18 protein-coding genes are annotated in these 20,506 nt (G+C 37.1%); 10 read left to right on the top strand and 8 right to left on the bottom strand.

What is annotated here, in order from left to right:
* Together E7Z79_RS04000 and E7Z79_RS03995 are read right to left on the bottom strand one after the other, a co-directional pair.
* Positions 1-399: TIGR00296 family protein (locus E7Z79_RS04000; protein WP_303738684.1), on the bottom strand; the 399-nt coding region annotated here is incomplete at its 3' end.
* On the bottom strand, positions 400-1,770 hold the full coding sequence (locus E7Z79_RS03995; RefSeq protein WP_303738683.1) for a TldD/PmbA family protein: 1,371 nt from the start codon (positions 1,768-1,770) through the stop codon (positions 400-402). It lies immediately after the preceding gene.
* A gap of 109 nt (positions 1,771-1,879) precedes the next feature.
* Between E7Z79_RS03995 and E7Z79_RS03990 the strand changes: the two genes are divergently transcribed.
* Complete coding sequence (locus E7Z79_RS03990) at positions 1,880-3,085, top strand: FAD-dependent oxidoreductase (protein ID WP_303738682.1); 1,206 nt, start codon at positions 1,880-1,882, stop codon at positions 3,083-3,085.
* A 4-nt stretch (positions 3,086-3,089) separates the two neighbouring features.
* On the opposite strand, the gene pyrI is transcribed toward E7Z79_RS03990, so the two are convergent.
* Genes pyrI through hisA form a run of 5 tightly spaced genes read right to left on the bottom strand, consistent with a single transcriptional unit; the run spans position 3,090 to position 6,318 of the window.
* Positions 3,090-3,560: an aspartate carbamoyltransferase regulatory subunit gene (pyrI, locus tag E7Z79_RS03985; RefSeq protein WP_303738681.1), complete on the bottom strand. Its 471-nt coding sequence runs from the start codon at positions 3,558-3,560 to the stop codon at positions 3,090-3,092.
* Positions 3,561-3,568: 8 nt separating this feature from the next.
* A complete protein-coding gene (locus E7Z79_RS03980) occupies positions 3,569-4,057 on the bottom strand; it encodes a flavodoxin domain-containing protein (RefSeq protein ID WP_303738680.1) in 489 nt (162 codons plus the stop codon).
* Between the two features lie 22 nt (positions 4,058-4,079).
* Positions 4,080-5,102, bottom strand: a complete 1,023-nt coding sequence (gene argC, locus E7Z79_RS03975) for an N-acetyl-gamma-glutamyl-phosphate reductase (RefSeq protein ID WP_303738679.1) — start codon at positions 5,100-5,102, stop codon at positions 4,080-4,082.
* A 12-nt stretch (positions 5,103-5,114) separates the two neighbouring features.
* Positions 5,115-5,576 carry an FAD synthase gene (locus E7Z79_RS03970; protein ID WP_296783837.1) on the bottom strand — a complete coding sequence of 154 codons (462 nt, stop codon included), beginning with the start codon at positions 5,574-5,576 and terminating at the stop codon, positions 5,115-5,117.
* A gap of 4 nt (positions 5,577-5,580) precedes the next feature.
* A complete protein-coding gene (gene hisA / locus E7Z79_RS03965) occupies positions 5,581-6,318 on the bottom strand; it encodes a 1-(5-phosphoribosyl)-5-[(5-phosphoribosylamino)methylideneamino]imidazole-4-carboxamide isomerase (RefSeq protein WP_303738678.1) in 738 nt (245 codons plus the stop codon).
* A 129-nt stretch (positions 6,319-6,447) separates the two neighbouring features.
* Between hisA and E7Z79_RS03960 the strand changes: the two genes are divergently transcribed.
* The gene (locus E7Z79_RS03960) at positions 6,448-7,152 is read left to right on the top strand and encodes an ABC transporter ATP-binding protein (protein WP_303738677.1); all 705 of its coding nucleotides are present in this window, start codon (positions 6,448-6,450) and stop codon (positions 7,150-7,152) included.
* Positions 7,153-7,204: 52 nt separating this feature from the next.
* Positions 7,205-9,460 (top strand): ABC transporter permease, encoded by a 2,256-nt coding sequence (locus E7Z79_RS03955; RefSeq protein ID WP_303738676.1) that lies wholly within the window; start codon positions 7,205-7,207, stop codon positions 9,458-9,460.
* A gap of 9 nt (positions 9,461-9,469) precedes the next feature.
* On the opposite strand, the gene E7Z79_RS03950 is transcribed toward E7Z79_RS03955, so the two are convergent.
* Complete coding sequence (locus tag E7Z79_RS03950) at positions 9,470-10,054, bottom strand: TMEM175 family protein (protein ID WP_303738675.1); 585 nt, start codon at positions 10,052-10,054, stop codon at positions 9,470-9,472.
* Between the two features lie 180 nt (positions 10,055-10,234).
* Between E7Z79_RS03950 and E7Z79_RS03945 the strand changes: the two genes are divergently transcribed.
* From E7Z79_RS03945 to E7Z79_RS03915, 7 genes are all read left to right on the top strand, one after another.
* On the top strand, positions 10,235-10,783 hold the full coding sequence (locus E7Z79_RS03945) for a DUF2115 domain-containing protein (RefSeq protein WP_303738674.1): 549 nt from the start codon (positions 10,235-10,237) through the stop codon (positions 10,781-10,783).
* 131 nt (positions 10,784-10,914) lie between these two features.
* Positions 10,915-14,280 carry a carboxypeptidase-like regulatory domain-containing protein gene (locus E7Z79_RS03940; protein ID WP_303738673.1) on the top strand — a complete coding sequence of 1,122 codons (3,366 nt, stop codon included), beginning with the start codon at positions 10,915-10,917 and terminating at the stop codon, positions 14,278-14,280.
* 62 nt (positions 14,281-14,342) lie between these two features.
* Positions 14,343-15,065, top strand: coding sequence for a nitroreductase family protein (locus E7Z79_RS03935; RefSeq protein WP_303738672.1), 723 nt, complete (start codon positions 14,343-14,345; stop codon positions 15,063-15,065).
* Positions 15,066-15,102: 37 nt separating this feature from the next.
* Positions 15,103-15,555 carry a hypothetical protein gene (locus E7Z79_RS03930; RefSeq protein ID WP_303738671.1) on the top strand — a complete coding sequence of 151 codons (453 nt, stop codon included), beginning with the start codon at positions 15,103-15,105 and terminating at the stop codon, positions 15,553-15,555.
* Positions 15,556-15,725: 170 nt separating this feature from the next.
* Positions 15,726-16,100: a helix-turn-helix transcriptional regulator gene (locus tag E7Z79_RS03925; protein WP_303738670.1), complete on the top strand. Its 375-nt coding sequence runs from the start codon at positions 15,726-15,728 to the stop codon at positions 16,098-16,100.
* 18 nt (positions 16,101-16,118) lie between these two features.
* A complete protein-coding gene (locus tag E7Z79_RS03920; RefSeq protein WP_303738669.1) occupies positions 16,119-18,614 on the top strand; it encodes a cation-translocating P-type ATPase in 2,496 nt (831 codons plus the stop codon).
* Positions 18,615-18,872: 258 nt separating this feature from the next.
* Positions 18,873-20,477, top strand: coding sequence for an ABC transporter substrate-binding protein (locus E7Z79_RS03915; RefSeq protein ID WP_303738668.1), 1,605 nt, complete (start codon positions 18,873-18,875; stop codon positions 20,475-20,477).
* Positions 20,478-20,506 lie beyond the last annotated feature (29 nt).

Here is a 20,506-nt window from a genome sequence, read left to right as displayed (position 1 = left end):
TCCCTTCTGTATTATTAGTCCGTCACGGCCGATTTCTATTTCATCAAAGTACTGGTCAGGGTGTGCAACGACAATCATTTCAGGCTTTGTCAAAACAGTAACTTCAAATTCCAGTTCTTCGAATTCTTTTTCGCTGATTTGATTAAATCTTGGGTCTTCGAATGCTGCAGCTATTGCAACATCTATTGTTGCATCAATTGCCGGTTTGACCGGTTCTGCATATCCAATGCATCCCCTTAATTTGTTATTCTTGTTTATTGTTACAAAAACTCCCAACTTCTCATCTAATTCAATCGGATAATCGTCAGGTTTCACTAATGTCTTTCCCGTATCCAGGTGATATTTGACTGATGCCATTGCAACATCGACTAAATAGTCTCCTGCTCTATCAGTTATCATTTATCCCATTCCTCCTACAAGTGCATTTAAAATTCTTGTATGTGGTCCGCCATCACCTACAGGTGCAGTTTGACCGTCTTTTCCACAAAATCCAACGCTCAACTTAAAGTCATTGCCGATTGCATCAATGTTTTTCAATGTTTCCAGAATGTTTCCGGATAATGACACGTCCCTTAGAGGTGTTGTGATTTCGCCGTTTTCAATCATGTATCCTTCAGCTGCATTGAATTGGAAAATGCCTTTCCCTGTATCTACTTGGCCTCCTCTTGAACCTTTAAGATAGATTCCATTATCAATGCCTTCAAACAATTCGCTGACTTCCATATCTCCTGGTTGCAGGAATGTATTGCTCATTCTGACAATCGGCTGGTCTGCAATGATTGATCTTGCATTTCCAGAGGATTTCATTCCAAGCTTTGATGAAGTTGATCTTGAATTTAAAAGTGAAATTAGTTTTCCGTCCTTGACCAGCTGATTAGGTTTTGTTTTTATTCCCTCAACATCATAAGGATAATATCCAAAGCCGTCCTTCAGGCTTGCGTCATCAAAGATGTTTACAATGTCTGATGCGATTTGTGTGCCGATTCTGTCCTTTAGGATAGAATCATTTTGCAATATTAAATCGCCTTCAACTGCATGTCCCAATGCCTCATGAATTAGAACTCCTGTCAGTTCAGGGTCTGCTATCACTGGAAATTGGCCTGATGGTGCAGGTTTTGCATCAAGTAATCTGACTGCCTTTTCACCGATTTTTCTTCCGAATTCTTCAATGTCGGCATCAGCAATCACTTCAAATCCTTTGACTCCTCCAAGGCTTCCATGTCCAAATTGAATTATTTCACCATCGGTTGCAGAGGCATTCAATGCCATTCTGACCCTTGATGTCTTCACTTGAATTTCGCTGCCTTCGCTGTTCATGAACAGTTCATTGACTTCGCTGTCACCGTAGCTTACTGTGGTACTGTTCACCTTGTCGATAGTGGCTGCGTCATTGGCCTGCTTCATGATGTCATTTTTTTCTTCAATGGATATGTCCTTAAAAGGTATTTTGACATCCACTTCCACCTTGTCCTTGACAACATCACTTTCACTTAATTCGACATCTCCCTTAAGTGAATTTGATAATTTTAAAGCGGTTTCAGTTATTTCATTGATTTTTGATAAGTCTGTTGTATATGCAAAACCCCATGCTCCATTATTCAACACTCTTATTCTTGCTCCTAAGCTCATTCCTGTGTTGATTTCATCTACATTTCCATCTTTCATTAATATGGAAGTATTATCGCCCATTCCAAATCTGATATCTATGTAATCCACTTTTGGGCTAGTTTTTGCAATAACATTTTCAAATAGATTTATATATTCTTCCATTTTATCACTCAAAAAGATTTATACAATACTAATTTTATATTATCTATTAAAAAAACTTTATTAACTAGGATGTATAATATAACAATCGTTAATAATTTTTGGTGATTGAATGTTTATAATTGTAGGTACTGGTGCAGGCGGAGCAATTCTTGCAAGGGAACTTGCATTGAATAATCTTCCTGTAACAATTCTGGAAAAGGGACCGTATATTAAATCAAAGGATGCTTTTAATTATTATGATAAGTACAACAGCTCAGTAGACCTGTTGACCACCACCTGTATCGGCGGAGCGACAATCGTGTCAATGTCTAACATGGTACGGGCACTGGACGAGGAACTGCATGAGTTTGATATCGACTTGACCGATGCATATGAATACGTTGAGGATTTGGTGGGTGTTCACCAGCTTGATGATTCACACATTGGTGCCGGAACACAGGCATTTCTTGATGCGGGCCGTGAACTTGGACTTCAAACCTTGAAGATGCCAAAGGCAATACGTGAAGAGGACTGCATTCAATGCGGAAAATGTGCATTTGGTTGTCCTGCAGATGCAAAATGGTCCGGAAAGGACTTTGTTGATGAGGCAGTTGAAGCTGGTGCGGAATTAGTCACCGAAGCTGAAGTGACAGAATTGATCATTGAGGATAATGAAATCAAAGGAGTCAAGTTTATAAAAGACGGTAATGAAGAAGAGCTGCTCGGCGATTATGTGATATTGTCTGCAGGTGCGATATCCTCAGCTTTGATTTTAAGACGTTCCGGAATCGATGCGGGACGTGAAATATTCTTTGATCCGTTCGTATCAGTTGGAGGGTATCTAAAGGATATCAACTTCAATACTGAAGTGCAGATGGCCGGTTTGGTCATAGGCGAAAACTTTGTTCTGTCTCCTCACTTTTCATCATTCATTCGTGCAAACATTCCTGATGATTCAGTTACTGATAATGACATACTGAGCATCATGGTCAAGACACCTGATGAATGTAAAGGATATATTGATGACGATGGCGAGGTTTATAAGACAAATACCATACAGGATATAAGATATCTGGCTGAAGGTGTCGCAACAGCAGGATTCATTCTTGAAAAAGCGGGTGTTGACCCAAATACGATTGGCTCAACAGTCTACAGGGGAGCACACCCTGGAGGGACTGCAAAAATAGGTGATGTGGTTGACAGTAATCTGGAAACCAAAGTTTCCAATCTCTTTGTTTGTGATGCAAGCGTATTGCCGATATCTCCAGGTAAGCCTCCAATATTAACAATACTTGCATTATCCAAAAGATTGGCTGATTATTTAAAAAATAAATAGAAGATTATTCGAATTGCTTATCGATATCTTCTGTTTTTATTAATTTTTCACAGTAATGGCATCTGACCACTGGAGGGTACTCCTTAACGACATTGAAAATAGGTGTTATAGGCTCATTTTCAAAATTTGTAATGCACTTTGGATTTGTGCATTTGATTATTGAAGTAATCTTCTTTGGAAGAACAATTTTGTCTTTTTTGATAGGTTTGAAATCTCTGATAATGTTGATTGTAGCTTTTGGAGCGATTAAAGCAATCTGATTGAGTTCGTTATGGTCAACTTCCCTGTTTTCAATTTTCACAATGTCCTTTCTTCCAATTTGGCCAGATGATACGTTCATCGCCACTGTCACATTAGTGGTTTCATCATCTGGGAGACCTAAAATCTTTAGAATGTGCAGTGCTTTGTTTGCTGTAATGTGGTCTATAACAGTGCCGTTTTCAATAGCTTTAATTTTTAATTCAGATTTTACCATATCAACACCTAATACATTTTCAAATCTTTTATTTCAATTATTGCTTCAGTATCACTAACTAATTTTTCAGGGTTTTTGTCTTTAGTTGCAATTGTAAAGCTTTCAATCACTCTGGCTCCACGCAATTTTACTTTTTCCTCAAGTCTTTTGACATTGGATTCGCCACGGTTGACATCCATTGTGGCAAATATGACAACATCCTTTGCCCTAAGGTCGCATCTGTCGATAATTGTTAAAATTGCTGGAGTAGGATTTCCATTCCATGTAGGAGTTCCAAAATATACTGTGTCGTATCCTCTTAAATCTACTTTGGCGGGAATAATGTCTGTTTTTGTTTCTCTAAACGCATTGATTGACGCAAATAATCTGTTTTTGAATCCATCACGATTTTTTAAGTCATGAATTCTTACTAAATCTGCATTTAAGTTTTTAGCTAGTGTTTTAGCAACCAAATCCGTTGTTCCTCCGTTTGAATAATATATAATTATTCTTTTCATGTTGTTACCTTCTTGTATAATTTTAAGGATGAAGACCCAAGTGTCTTAAGCCTAATGTTTCGTCAATTCCTAGAATGATGTTCATATTTTGTATAGCTTGGCCTGATGCTCCTTTGACAAGGTTGTCGATAGCGGATAACATTACAAGTCTTCCGGTATCATCAATTTCAAATCCTCCGATATGTACGAAGTTGGATCCGCGAACTGAACTCAAGTGAGGAATTTCCCCTTCATCCATGAGTTTGATGAAGAATTCTCCACCATATTCCTTTTCATATAATTTTCTGATTTCCTCAGGTGTGATGTCTAGGTTTTCATCAGTCAAAAAGCTGTGGCTGGTAGTTTGAATTCCACGGTTAACAGGCACAAGATGTGGTGTAAATGATACTTTTACATCGTCAAATCCATGCAATTCCTGTTGGATTTCAGACATGTGTCTGTGTGAAGAAATCTTATATGGATTTACGTTATCTGCAATGTTAGGGTAATGTGTAGTTGCTGACGGGTTAACTCCTGCTCCACTAACTCCGGTTTTTGAATCGATTATAATTCTGTCGACCAAATCATTTTTAACCAATGGATATGAGGATAGGATTGCGCCGGTTGGGAAACATCCCGGATTTGCAACAAGATTTGCTTTTTTAATTTCATCCCTGTATAGTTCAGGAAGTCCAAATACACCTTTATTTTCCTTGTCTGTATGTTCCATGCCATACCATTTTTCATAAACCTCAGTGTCACGATATCTGTAATCCCCGCTTAAATCAACTACTTTAGCACCGGTTTCAAGGATTTCCGGCACGATTTTCATTGATGCACCATGAGGTGTTGCGGTAAATACGACGTCTGCATCCAATTCGGATGGACTTTTGTTTTCGAATACAAGTCCTGAATCTCTAACGTGTGGGTGGATTTTGTGTGCTGGAGTTCCTTCATACTGTCTTGAAGTGATTTCTGTAATTTCAACTTCAGGATGGTTTGTAAGCATTCTTAAAAGCTCTCCCCCAGTATATCCACTTGCTCCTATTATTGCTACTTTAAACATATTATACTCTCCTTAATCTTCACAATGATCTAAAATTTTTCCTTCGAAATCAGTATTTTCAATTTTTCTAATTATTTTACAGCTGCTGTCAAGTTCACAATCACGATATTTTTCAATGCGCACAGCTTTTGCCTTGAATCCTCTTTTGTCAAGGGCTTGCTGTAGCTTTCCGACATCGTGGTTCTGGTCAGCCCCAACGGTAATGATGTCAGGGTCAATTTCTCTCACGATTTTGAAAACATCCCCATTTGCATCACCTAAATAAGCGTCAGTTACGGGTTTTAACATTTTAATCAATTCCAAACGTTGGTCCTCTCCAACGATGGGCACTCTTTTTCTCCTTTCAACTGTTGCATCTCTTGCAACAACAACATAAAGTTCAGCATCTTCTCCACCGAGCTTTCTGGACTCTTCCAAGTAAACTCCATGCCCAGGGTGGAGTATGTCAAATGTTCCGGTCGCCATTACTTTCATTCAATTACCTCTTTTGATATTTTAAAGCTTCAGTCAAATCAATTTTATCAGTATAAAGTGCAGAACCGATTACAATTCCTTCCACACCACTTTCATTTAGTTTTCTAATGTCATCTATTGTTGTTATTCCACCGGAATAGACAATAGGCAAGTCTACAGTTTTTTTAAGTTTTTCTACAGGTTCTGTGTAAAATCCGCCTAAAAGCCCTTCGACATCAACATTTGTAAACAGAATGCTTCCTGCACCATGGTCCTTAAAGTCATTTGCAATTTCACTTGGGCTTTTGTCAATTTTTTCCTGCCATCCCTTAATGACCACCTTGTTGTCTTTGCTGTCAAGTGAAATCATTATCCTGTCGGAACCGTATTCGTTTGAAAGTTCAGTGATTGTTTCCGGTTGCTGAATCCCCATTGTTCCAATGATTATCCTTTCAATGTCAAGGTCTAACAATTGACGGGCATATTCTGTGCTTCTTATTCCTCCTCCAAGCTGGATAGGGACACTAACTTCATTTAGGATTCTTTTGATAATGTCAAAGCTGGCCACTCCATTGATTGTTCCGTCCAAATCAATTACATGGATATTTTTAGCTCCCAAATCTTCCCAATGCTTTGCAACAAGTTCAGGATTATCTATTTCAACCATTTCACTTCCAGGTTCGCCTTGGACAAGCTGGACACATTTACCGTTCTTGATGTCTACTGCAGGCATAATTAACATTTCATCTTTATTAAATGACATTTGGATTTTTCCTGTAATATTTTATTATAATATAATTTTAGTTCTGAAGTGTTTTATAATTATTGTTTTTTTCATTTTTCGCTTTCAAGTTGAAAATTTATTATTGATTAGAATATAATATATTAACCAATGAGCACAATTATCGAATTCAAAAATGTTGATAAGATTTACAAAACAGGAGACCACATTCTTAAAGCCATGGACAATGTGAACTTCACAATAGATGAGGGGGAATTTGTTGTAATTCTCGGTCCTTCAGGTGCGGGCAAATCAACCCTTCTAAATCTTTTGGGAGGTCTGGACACTGTTACTTCAGGTCAGATTATCGTCAATGGCAATCATGTGGAGGAATTTGATGATAATGAACTAACAGATTACAGGGCAAATAACGTGGGATTTATATTTCAGTTTTATAACCTGATTCCAAACCTGACTGCCCTTGAAAATGTTGAGCTCATGAGTGACATTGTTGATTTCAATATCAATGGATTGGACGTCTTGGAATCTGTTGATCTCAAAAGCCATGCGGATCAGTTTCCGGCACAATTGTCTGGCGGTGAACAGCAGAGGGTATCCATCGCAAGGGCAGTGGCCAAACAGCCCACAATGCTTTTATGTGATGAGCCAACAGGGGCATTGGACTCTAAGACGGGTGTTCTAATTCTGAATCTGCTCCAGGACATGAGCAACAGCAAGGGAACCACTGTTGTCATCGTAACCCACAATGCAATTTTGGCCGAAGCCGCAGATAAGGTGATTAGGATTAAAAACGGCCAAATTGAAAGTATTGTCATCAATGAAAATCCGAAAAAGATTACGGATTTGGAATGGTGAATGTTTTAGTTGCCCTTTAAATTTAAATCTTATTTTTTTCATATAGTATATCATGTCTTTATCTAAAAAAATGCTAAGGGATATAAAAATCAACAAAGCACAATTTATTGCGATATTCCTAATGGCATTTTTAGGCATTTTTGCATATACTGGAATTTATGCGGAATATTATGGATTAGTGCAGACTTCCGACGGGTTTTACGCCGATACGAACATGGCTGATGCATGGATTTACGGCACTGATTTTGATGACGCTTCACTGGATAAGGTCAATGAATTCACAACCCAATCCGACAGGCAGGAAGCCATTGAATCACAAGCTAAGCTTGATAACAAGCCTGATGTCAAGCTGCACTTTATAGAAAATGGAACGATTTCCAAATTTTACGCCACTGAAGGTGAGGAATTTAATCCTGATGATGCATCAGGCATTTGGTTGGATGCCCGTTTTGCTGATGCTCGAGATTTAAAAGTGGGGGATAAGATAACCCTTGAGTTTGACAATCAAACAATAACAAAAGAAATTAGGGGACTTGGCTATTCTCCTGAATACATCTACGAAGTGTCTCCAAGTTCATTAACTCCCGATTTTTATCAAATGGGATTTGCATACCTTTCTGCCAAAGCATATCCGAAAGATTTAGAATACAATACTCTGCTTGTCAAATATGATTCGTCTTATGATGATTTTAAGGATAAACTCGATTCAATAGATTATCTGTCAGTCACTAAAAAAGAGGACCATTTAAGTGTATCCAAATTCTCTGATGAGATGGTACAACACAAGATGATTGGTGATGTTTTTCCGATTGTTTTTATTTTGGTTACTTTCCTGACTCTTTTAACTACAATGACTAGAATTGTCACTCATCAGCGCAATCAAATCGGGATTCTCAAAGCGGTGGGATTTAAGGATAAGACAATCATTCTACATTATCTTTCATATGCTTTCTTGCCGGTTCTTGCTGGTGCATTCCTTGGATTGGTTACTGGACCAGTTATAATTCCGCGTATGTTTTATCCGACTATGATGACAAGCTACAGTATGCCTAGCTGGCATCCGGGGTTCGACATTAGTTTCATCTACATTGCAGGGCTGATGGTTGCATTGTCAGTATTGGTGACCTATTTTTCATGCAGAAGAATTTCAAAGGAGAATCCTGCCAATACATTAAGGCCAAAAGCTCCCCATAACTCTTCAAACACCTTTATCGAGAAATCAAGGTTTTGGAAGCGTTTGAGTTTCAATTTCAGATGGAATTGGCGTGATGCAAGAAGAAACAACTTCAGGGCATTGATGACAATAGTTGGAGTTATGGGTTGCGTGGCACTGCTGATTGCGGCATTCGGAATGAATGACAGTATGAATGAGCTGAAATCATGGGAATATGATGACATCAATCATTATGAGTCAAAATTGCTGCTTTCAAATGATGCCAATCCAATGGAGCTGTATTATATTTTAAACGAAACAGATGGCAGCTTTATAATGCAGCAATCAATTGAAATGAAGGCCAATGGTGGAGAAGACACGGTAGGGCTTTTGGTATCAAACAACACAGATTTGATATCATACACGGATAGCAATCGCAATCCAATTGACATCGATGAAGGGGATGTTTCAATTTCAACTAAACTGGCTGAAAAGTTCAATCTGAAAATTGGAGATAAAATCAGATGGCACATTGTTGGTGAAGATAAGTGGGTAACATCAAAAATTGGCCAGATACATGCAGAACCAATCTCACAGGGTCTGATAATGTCTCCTGATACCTTGGAGGATCAGGGATTGAATTTCACTCCTACAAACATTATCACTGATGAGAAATTCGGTGAAAACTTCGATTCAATAAAATCCACTTCAAGCGTTGATAGAATGAAGGAAAGCTGGGACCAGATGACTTCAGCTGTAATGATGATGGTTTATGTGGTGACATTTGTGGCGGTGGCATTGGCTATTTTAGTTTTATACAATCTGGAGATATTGTCCTTCACTGAAATGGAAAGGGAAATTGCCACATTGAAGGTTTTGGGTTTCAAGACAAATGTATTAAGAAAGCTATTGCTGACTCAAAACGTGATTTTCACAGCCATAGGTTTTATTTTGGGAATTCCTTTGGGATTCTACTTCATGACGCTCATGATGAATGCTGCAGGGGATTCACTTTACTATGTTCCTACCTTGACCTGGGGAAACATATTGTTGTCTGCAGCCATAACTTTTGCAATCTCAATCGGTGTCAATTTGCTGTTTTCTGAAAAGATAAATGATTTGAATATGGTTGAGGCACTTAAAGATGTTGAATAGGCATTATAATCAGTTTTTAATTGAATAAATAATCGACCTTATGATTGATATCAAACAGCAGATGCTGATTGTAAAGGGATATCCTAAAAATGCAATTACCAAACCGATAATGAAAAGTATGAATGGAACAACTAATGCATTTTTTACAGCTAAAGCTTCTGATAGATATTCTTGGTCGGGATTAATTTCCAGCAAGGATTTTGCCATCCAAAATAATATGATATTGACTATAATGAAATCTAATCCGTATAATACTTCGGCAAGTAAAGAAAAAGGATTATTTGCAACAAATGTGGTTAAATAAGGAAGTAATGAAATAATCAATAGCAAAAGGATATTTTGCCAAATGATTTTTGCGTTGATCCTTTCAACATGATTGTAAATTATATGATGATATTGCCATAGGTTGGTGCAAACTAAAAAACTTATCAAATAGGCAAAATATGCAGTTTTAAGTGCTAAAATAGATTGAATTGATGCAGTGGCAGGTTGTGGCAATTCCAAAACCAAAACTGTTACAATAATTGCGATAATTGCATCATAAAACGCTTCCAATCTGTTTGTTGACATGTAATTTTCATTCATAGCTATCATTTTCCGCATATAATTCAAAATTAAAATCAATTAAATTCTTTCTTGAAATTCCTATTTATCTTTTTTGAATTTTTGAGAAGGCGTATTCGATGCGGTTTAGATGGTTTGAGAATTGAATGATCAATGTCTTGCCGAAACCCTTTTATTTTTTAATAGATATAATATCTTTTAGATGGTTTTATGAATGATTCAGTGAATATGTATGATGATTTTTCAAACGTTGTTTCAAATGAGGAAAGCATCTCAACAGAATCCGTTTTAGATATATTGAAGGAATATGCGGGAACCATTTCAGTATTTGATTTGATGGCGGTCAATGCGGAAATGATTGAGGAAAGCAAATATGTGCAGGATAACTATAAACAAAAAAGTCATGGTGTCTATGTCAAATACTTTTTAGGCCGTATCAAGGATGTTCACAGCGACAATAACAGGTATGGACATGACATTGACAAAGAGGAGTTTATTGATGCCATATCAACTTTAAAGTCATATCATATTAACGAATCAGTCACTTCAAAGACCAAATTTCCATTAATCTATGGAATAATTTCAATTTACACTACTTTTATTCTTGAGGAACCCATCCACCCGGTGGGCACTCCATTTCCAGGTTCTCTATATGTTGAAGAGAAAGACGGCAAATTCTACTGTCCGGTCAAGGATGCCAATCTTGAGTCTCCGAATGCGGTTTGCAAGATGTGCATTGCTGAACAACTGGAATTTTAATATTTCGAACCAACATTAATTATTCGCTATTTTTATAAAAAATATTCAGCATTATTTAGCATTATGGCAACAAATAAATATACTTTAAAATAAAACTATTATCAACTAAAAGTAAGCGAGATGATACTTTTATGTTGGACAAGAAATGGATGGTGCTGGCAATATTTTTCATAGCTTTGGTTGCAATATCTGGCGTTAGTGCAGCTGAAGATGCGGGCGATGTTGCTGCCATAGAAAATAATACACAAACAAATGCAATAACAAATGATATAGCGACAGACGAAATACAGGATGATACTTTAAAGTTATCTGTGAATGATGAAAGCGATGATGCACTGGCAGCGTCAAATAATGAAGAAATCTTAACTGATGTGTCAGAATGTTATGTTAATTCCAGTTATAGTGGTAATGAATATGGTACTTATGAAAATCCATATTCAAATTTATATAACGCTTTAAATGCAGAAGGTAGGAAAGATGGAGACATAATTCATATTGCTGCTGGAGAATATACTGGTATTGGGAGTAATATAGGATTGGCTATCAATAATAATTTAACATTTGATAAATATGGCTTTGGTGAAGTAATATTTGATGCAAAGGGTGAAAAAAACTTCTTTGATATTTATGCTGAAGAAATTAAGATTACTGGAATAACATTCAAAAATGGAATGTCTGATGATTGTGGAGGCGCACTTATTTTTCAGAACGGTTTGAAAAATAGTTTAATTGGCGGCGACTTTATAAATAATACTGCCCCTCTTGGCGGAGCTATACTGATCAAGGGGATTATCGAAAATTCCATAATTTCTGCTTATTTTGCCAATAACCATGCATTAATGGGAGGTGCAATTTTTGCTCCCTCTATTATAAATACTACAATAGATGGAGATTTCTTCAATAATACTGCAGGCAGTTTAGACCAGAGTTGGTCAGTTGAGGAATTATTAGGTTGCGGTGGCGCAATATTTGTTGAGGAAGTGTTACAAAATTCCTCCATATCAGGCTCTTTTTTATCAAATGGGGCTACTAATTTAGGTGGCGCCATATTTGCCGCTGAAATGCTTAATTCTAATGTTACAAGCACTTTCAAGGAGAACTATGCTTTGATGGGTGGCGCAATAAATGCTCCAATTATAATGAAATCTAAAATTGACGGTGAGTTTTCAACTAATGTCGCTTTGATAGGTGGTGCAATCTCTACAGGAATTGTTAACGGAACTGAAATAGGTTCTGAGTTCATAGGCAATACTGCAGATTTCTCCCTTAGTCATGATGAGCAAGTTAAGGAGTATGTTTTAGAACGTATTATTTCATTTATTGGGGAATATGTTGACAATGTTACATTGGTAGAAGAAATTGGACAGTACCTTGAAGAACACGATATGCCTCTTGGTTTTGGCGGTGCCATATCTGTTGTTGGAATTGTAGAAAATTCTGCTATCGTAGGTAAGTTTGCAGATAACAATGGTGCTGTTGCAGGTGGTGCCCTTTGTGTTTTAGGGCTTGCCATTAAAGATGATATTGTAGGAAACTTTACACATAACCATGCAGGAATTGGAGGTTCGTTATGGCTTTCAAGTGTAGAATATTCCAATATTATTGGAGAATTTAGCAGTAGTTACGCTGTGCAAGGTGGCGCAATTTTTGCTAATGTTGTTAAAAATGTTATTATAAACGGCAGTTTCATGGAAAATCTCGCAATTAATAATGAAGATTTAATCGGCGCTGATAAGCTTGCATGGGGTGGTGCAATATGCATTGACGGAATTTTGAAGGATTCCAGTATTGAAGGTTATTTTGTCGAAAACATGGCTAATGAGTTAGGAGGTGCGATAGGAGGCATTGACTTTGTAATAAATTCCAATATTTCCGGTTACTTCATCCATAACATCGCAAAGATTGGTGGTGCAATTGATGCCCCATATTTGAATGGCTCCACTATTTCCGGTATCTTTGCCAACAACACTGCTGCGATAGGCGGTGCTATTATGGCAGTCTACATTAATAATACTCAAATAAATGCTAATTTCATAAATAACAACGTATTGGATTATGATGTTGATGATGGTGAAGAAATAGAATATGGTGGCTTTGTCTTGCCGACCCGTCTGGGCGGTGCAATGTGTATTGCTGGAGCTCTGGAAAACTCTATTTTCACTGGTGAGTTTGCACTTAACAAAGCCAAGGCAGGAGGTGCACTACTTATTTATACACTAGATTTTGTTTCTGACCAGGATTATATAGGTGCTGTTAAAAACAACACATTCAACTCCAACTTCTTAGGCAATGTTGCAGGATTGGGTGCAGCAATTCTTATCAATGGAACATCACTCCAGAATAAGTTCAATTCCAACTTCATAACCAATGGTGCTGTGCTTGACGGAATTGTTTATTTATGTGGTGAAAGCATCGAAGATTCAATATCCGGGTGCCTGTTCATGAACAACACTGCAGAAAATTCAGTCCTTTCGGTTGATTCCGCATCAGGTACAAACATAACCTATAACATTTTCCTGGATTCCGATAGTGTTTATGATATTGTGGCTAATGGGGAAAGATTATGCCTTGACAATAACTGGTTTGGTCATAATGCAACCAATTATATGGATTCTCCAAAAGTTATGGGTTACGAATTCAACAATTGGCTCTTTTTGAATGCTATAGCAGACCCTGATTCAGTTTCATACATGGGTACATCCAATATAGTATTCACTCTATTTGTATACGACAACAGTACCAAATCTGTCGTTGGCAAATGTGATTACACCCTTTTGGAACCTGTTAACTTAACAATCGTTTCAACAAACGGCAATGTCGACAAGAAGGTTGTCACTTTTGGAGATGCCATCAAATTCTCCTCAAGCGGTAATACAGGTACAGTGACTGCAGTAATAGGAACTGTACAGGACACCATTGAAATCACTTGTCTGCCTACATTGTTCGGAAAGGATCTGGTAATGGATTATCTTGGAAACAATTACAAAATCCAAGTCTTCGACGCCAATGGGAATCCTGCTGCAGGCGAGACCGTAAAAATGACAGTGAATGGTGTTACATATGCAGTCAAAGTTGATAAAAATGGTTATGCAACCTTGCCTATTAACTTAAAGCCAAAAACATATACTATTACTTCAACATATAAAGGAACTACTCTCAAAAACACTATTAAGGTTAAAAATACTTTAAAAACTCAAAAGTCCTTCTCTGTTAAAAAGACCGCAAAGAAATTGGTCTTAAAGGCAACACTCAAATGGAGTAATGGAAAGGCAATTGCAGGCAAGAAGGTTTCCTTCAAAATCAACGGCAAATCATTTATTGTAAAAACAGACAAAAGGGGTATTGCTAAAATCACCTTTGCGGTTAAAGTTAAAAAGACAATAATGAAACTCATATTTAACAAGAAAACCGCTAAAGTTACACTTGGCAAAACATATAAAGTTCGTGTTCATTACAAAAATGAAACCGCTAGCTCAAAATTGGTAGTTAAAAAGTAATTGCTCCGGCAGTTACTTAACTTTTTTTATTTTTTTTTGAATCATTTTAATCAATTGATAATATGGATCTTAAAGAAGCGATATACAAAAGGCAGTCAATCAGAAATTATGATAAATCTCCATTGGATGCAGAAACCTTAAATGAATTAAGACGGTTTATAGACAATGCTAAAGTATTGAATCCCAACATTGAATGGAGCTATGATATTGTGGGGCCTGAAAAATTCAGGATGTTGCAGAGATTCAAGTCTCCTCATTGCTTGCTGATATTTTCAGAAAGTAAGGAAAATTATCTGCAAAATATAGGTTTCATATTTCAGCAGGCTGATTTGTACCTTCAAAGCAGGGGAATCGGATCATGCTGGATTGGCGCTGGAAGCCCTAAAAATTATGAAAATCCAAATCCTGAACAGGATTTTGTAATCATGATGATATTCGGCAAGCCTCACGGCGAAATCTATCGTGAACTCTCTCAGTTTGAAAGGAAAATAATATGTGAGATTTCAGACGAGCGCGACAGCAGATTAATGCCTGCAAGATATGCTCCTTCAGCCGCAAACACGCAGACATGGTACTTTACACATGATGATGGCGGCAGCTATAATCTATATAGGAATAGGAAAAGGCTCCGTTTGAATAAGAAAATGGAAGCGTGGAATCAGATTGACATGGGCATCGCCCTGGCACATATGTATGTCGCAAATCCGGACACTTTTGAGTTTAGATTGGATAAGCCCCATGAAGAGTTAAAGAATAAAGTTTTTGAAGGAAGTTTCACAATATAATATCAAGCATTGAACGTATCAATTTGGAGGTGCTTAAATGAACAAGTCACTGATTGCAATTATTATTGTGCTTGTGGCAATCTTGGGAATTTTTTCATTGTATGCAATTGATAACTCATCCGATGATTTGAATAAAACAACATTGAATGTGTCCTCTGAGGGGCCGTTTCCATTGCCTGACTTGATAGAGGATATTGAAAACAAGTCCTACTATGAGGGTTATGATAATGACACATTGGCCTGGATGAAATCCTTGGGAAATAAGTCAGTTTTCTCAGGAGATGGTATGTTCGTCATTATGAGTCAGGAGGATGCAAGCAGGATTCCTTCAGTTTATGCAACAGATGTTTTTATTTATGAAATTTTTGAATGCAACGTTTTGGAGACTCATTCTCTAGGTAATATTAAATATCCTAAGGATGTTTTGCTTGTTGAAAATATAAATTACTTGAAAGAAGATATTGAGGATATTCCTGGAGGCGGTGCTTAAAATAGATATTTGTTATATCTAGAATTGTTTTTTATCACTCTTTTTTTAAATTTTAATAATCTATTTTATGAGTTATTTTTTTAAATTAATATATCACGATATCATGATATGACAACATTTAAATACATAAACATATCATAATATGTAAATATATAATATATGTGATGGAAATGAAAAAAAATAATCTTGAAAACGAAAACGATGATATGTGTGAGGTCTTTAACTCTCATGAAGATGTTGTTGACCGTGTACGTGAACGCATACCTGACGAAACTGAATTCGCTGAGCTATCAGAATTCTTTAAAATATTTGGAAATCCAACAAGATTAAAAATTATTTCCCTGCTTAGTATTGAGGATTTATGTGTTTGTGATATTTGCGAAGCACTTGATTTAAACCAAACAACAGTTTCAAATCAATTGAGAATATTGCGTGCAAATAATATTGTCAAATACCAAAAGGAAGGTAAGATGGCAAGATATTCACTCACAGACCTTCACATAGAAATGATTTACAAAGTGGGTTTGGAACATATATTAGAATAATTTTTAATTGGTGATAAAATGGTTGAAAATAGATGTTATGATGCGGATTGCGCTGATGAAAACTGTCACAATCCGGAACATTTTAACTACATCTGTTTGGATCCGAACTGTGATGAAATTCACTGTGAAAATCCTGATCATTATGATAGACAGTTATTAAGAGATTATCAAGAAAAAACTGATTTAAGTATCCATGATCATAGTGAAAAAATTGATTATGATGAAGATGTTGATATAAGCCTTTGTGGTTGTCCTGATTGTGCAGATGATGAACATGAGCATTCTCACGAGCATGAGCATCATCATGACCATGACCATCATGAGCATTCTCACGAGCATGAGCATCATCATGACCATGACCATCATGAGCATTCTCACGAGCATGAGCATCATCATGACCATGAGGATGTTTGTAGTGATGATGATTGTGGTTGTCATGATCACGAGCATGAGCATGACCATGAGGATGTTTGTAGTGATGATGATTGTGGTTGTCATGATCACGACCACGACCATGATGATGTCGAATTCAGTTTGTGCGGCTGTCCTGATTGTGCAGATGATGACGACCATGGACATGACCACGGACATGAACATTCACATGGGGATGAGGAATTATTGGCTGAAGGAAAACCGTTAATTGCGAATAGGCCAATACAAATCATCGTTGCAAGCGGAATACTATTTGTTTTAGGGCATGTTTTTGAATTGTTGTCATTCGACCCTACAGTTGTAACCATTACCTATATGATTGGCGCAGCAATTGCAGGTTATGAAATAGCTATTATGGCTTATAAGTCATTAGTCAATAGACATACCATTGGCCCTGCAATGTTAATGTGTATTGCATGTGTTGCATCATTTATTATAGGGCATCCTGAAGAAGGTGCTGCAGTCACTTTCCTTTATTATATTGCAGAATTTTTAGAAGACTATGCTGAACATAGAGCAAAACGTTCAATCAAATCATTGGTTGAAATTGCCCCAGACACTGCAAGAGTCAAAGTAGGGGACAAGGAAGAAATTAGAAATGTCGATGAAGTAAACATTGGTGACATTGTAATTGTAAAACCTGGAGACAAGGTGCCTTTGGACGGTGAAGTAATTCTAGGTTCTTCTTCAATTAACCAGGCTTCCATCACTGGTGAAAGTGTGCCGGTTTTAAAGGAAGTTGGAGACAGTGTGTTCTCTGGAACCGTTAATGAAGATGGATATCTGGAAATTAAGGTAACTTCTGAGGCTAAGGATTCAGTTATTTCAAAAATCGTAACTTTGGTTAAAAGGTCACAGCTCAACAGGTCTGAAACTGAAACCCTGGTTGAAAGGATAGCTAAGTATTACACTCCTATAATGATGATAGGGGCAATTTGCATTGCATTCATTCCACCGTTATTGTTTGGCCAGCCATTGGTTGATTGGGTTTATAAAGCGCTTTCCCTATTGGTAATTTCATGTCCTTGCGCATTCTTGATCTCAACACCTGTTGGAATGGTGTCCGCCATTACTTCAGCAACCAGAAATGGTGTTATCATTAAGGGAAGTACCTATGTTGAGGAAATGCGTAATGTAAAAGCGGTAATCTTTGACAAGACAGGTACTCTAACAGAGGGTAAACTGGCATTAAGCGGCGTTAAGGTTTTGGATGAAAGTTATTCTGACGAAGATATTGTTAGGATTGCCTCTTCTTTGGAGTCTCAATCCTCCCACCCGATCGCTCAGGCTATTGTGGATTATGCAAATGAGAACAATATAATTTTTGACGCTATTGATGAGTTTAAAAATGTTCCGGGTAAAGGAATTGTTGCAAACCTTGGAGGAGAGCAATTCTATGCTGCTAATGAATCCCTAATTGAAGGAAGTTCCTTTGATATCTCCAGAGATGAGATAAACAGATATTCATCTGAAGGTAAAACAATCGTTTTCGTGGGTAATGCTAAAAATGTAATTGGTTTAATTACAGTATCCGATAAAATCAGGTCAAATGCCAGTGAAGTCATCGCTGACTTGAAAGATAAGGGCATTGAAACCGTAATGCTTACCGGAGATAACAAGATGGCTGCCCGTAAGGTTGCTGATGAAATAGGTATTCAGCATGTTTTCTCAAATCTGCTTCCTGAAGACAAGTTAAATATTCTGGATACAATCAGAAACAAATTTGGAGATGTTGCAATGGTCGGTGACGGTATAAACGATGCGCCGGCTTTGGCACGTGCGAATATCGGTATTGCAATGGGTGCGGCAGGTTCTGATGTGGCTATTGAAACAGCGGATGTTGCTCTTATGCAGGATGATATCTCAAAGCTTCCGTATTTATTCAGCTTAAGCCATAAGACAATGGGCATTATCAAACAGAACATCTCTTTGGCTATTGCGGTCAAATTGTTATGTGTAGTCTTGGCGGTTTTAGGTATTATCACATTGATGATGTCTGTTGGATTTGGGGATTTGGGCCTGACATTGTTTGTTATCCTGAACTCATTTAGAATTGGAATGGTGAAAGATCCACTATTCTAATCCTTATTTTTTTTAATACATTCTATTTTTCTTTGAGCGATATTTCAAACGTAATACTTTTTTGCATTAATTTTAAGATAAGTAATACTCATTTAGGGCTCATTTTTGGTTTTATAGAAATTTTTATATAGTTATATTTTGATAAGTATTAATTGTAATATCTTTTTATTAATAAGTATTACTAATTAATTAATAATTCAGTAAAAAGTAATACTATGGATATTACTTTGGATTTAATTTTTTAATGAGGAAAAGAAAATGGAAACAAAATATATTATAGGCGCAATTGTGGCCGTTATTGCAATAATTGGTATAGGTGCATTTGCTTTGGGAGGCGGAAGCACAGAGCATGCTCCGAATGAATTGGTAGCTTGTGTTGCTGCTCACGGAGAAGAGCCTGAATTTGGTTTTGACCCTATGCATGGATGGGGATACCACGATTCCGGAACAGAACCACTTATACAAAGTACAATACTTAAAAGAGATAAGGACAATAATTTTGTAAATGATCTGGCTACAGATTATAAAATATCAGATGACTTTAAAACATACACAGTCACCATTCGTGATGATGTTAAATTCACTGACGGTTCAAAATTAACCGCAAAAGATGTAGCATTCTCATACAACACTGCAAAAGAAATGGGTGAAGGGGCAGATTTAAGTTCCATGAAAGAAGCTAAGGCTGATGGAAATAAAGTAGTATTCACTCTTGATAAACAGGATTCAACTTTCATCAACAAATTGACTGATGTGGGCATCGTACCTGAAGCAGGTTACAATAATGAGACATATGGTCAAAATCCAATCGGATCAGGACCTTATAAATTAGCTCAATGGGATAAAGGACAACAATTTATCTTGGAGAAAAACCCTGATTACTATGGTGAAGAACCATACTTTGAAAAGATAACCAATTTATTCCTTGACCCTGATGCGGCATTTGCAGCAGTTAAAAACGGTGATGTTGACATTGCTGAAGTACAACTTGCATACGCAAATGAAACCGTAGATGGATACCACTTAGAATACTTTGATTCTATTGATGTACGTGGAATTTCATTACCTACTCAAATGGACACCGGAAAAGTAAGTGAAGACAATGTCACTATTGGTAACAATGTAACTGGTGATCCTGCTATCAGAGAAGCATTGAACATCGGTATCAACAGACAAGCATTATTGGATGGTGCATTCAACGGATACGGTAATGCGTCCTACAATGGTGTAGCAAGTCAATTGCCTTGGGCATTCGAATCCACTTTCAATGACAGTAATGTTGACCAAGCAAAAGAAGTTCTTGCAAATGCTGGATGGAAAGACACTAACGGTGATGGAATTGTAGAGAAAAATGGAACACCTGCAGCATTTTCAGTATACTATAACTCAAAAGCAACTGAAAGACAAGCAATTGCAGTAGCAGTTTCAGAACAAGCTAAGGAAATCGGTATTGACATTACTCCAGTAGGTGGAAGTTGGGATGACATCGACCCTAACAAATACTCACAAGGAGTTGTATGGGGATTCGGTTCAGCTGATCCATATGAAATTGAGCATCAATATGATTCCAGAGTTGCTTGTGTAGGTTATGACAACTCTGAAGGTCTCAATGACTCTGCTGTTGATGGATTAATAGATTCCGCTATGGCTCAAGATTTAAATGCATCCTACAGTACATGGTCTCAAGCTGCTCAACAAGCTACTTCCAATTATCCATACCTTTGGATTGGAACAGTAGACTACACTTACTTCGTAAGTGATGACTTGGACATTTCCAACAGCACTCACCTCATCTATCCGCATGGTGGAGATATCTGGGGTAACATCTACGATTGGAAACGTGTCAACGAAACTGAAGCATAATTAATTATTAAAGTGGTTTATTCTTATAA

The sequence above is a fragment of the Methanobrevibacter thaueri genome (assembly GCF_015062905.1).
Taxonomy (GTDB): domain Archaea; phylum Methanobacteriota; class Methanobacteria; order Methanobacteriales; family Methanobacteriaceae; genus Methanocatella; species Methanocatella thaueri_A.
The sequence above is the reverse complement of the archived record's forward strand: the minus strand, read 5'-3'. Positions and strand labels throughout refer to the sequence as shown.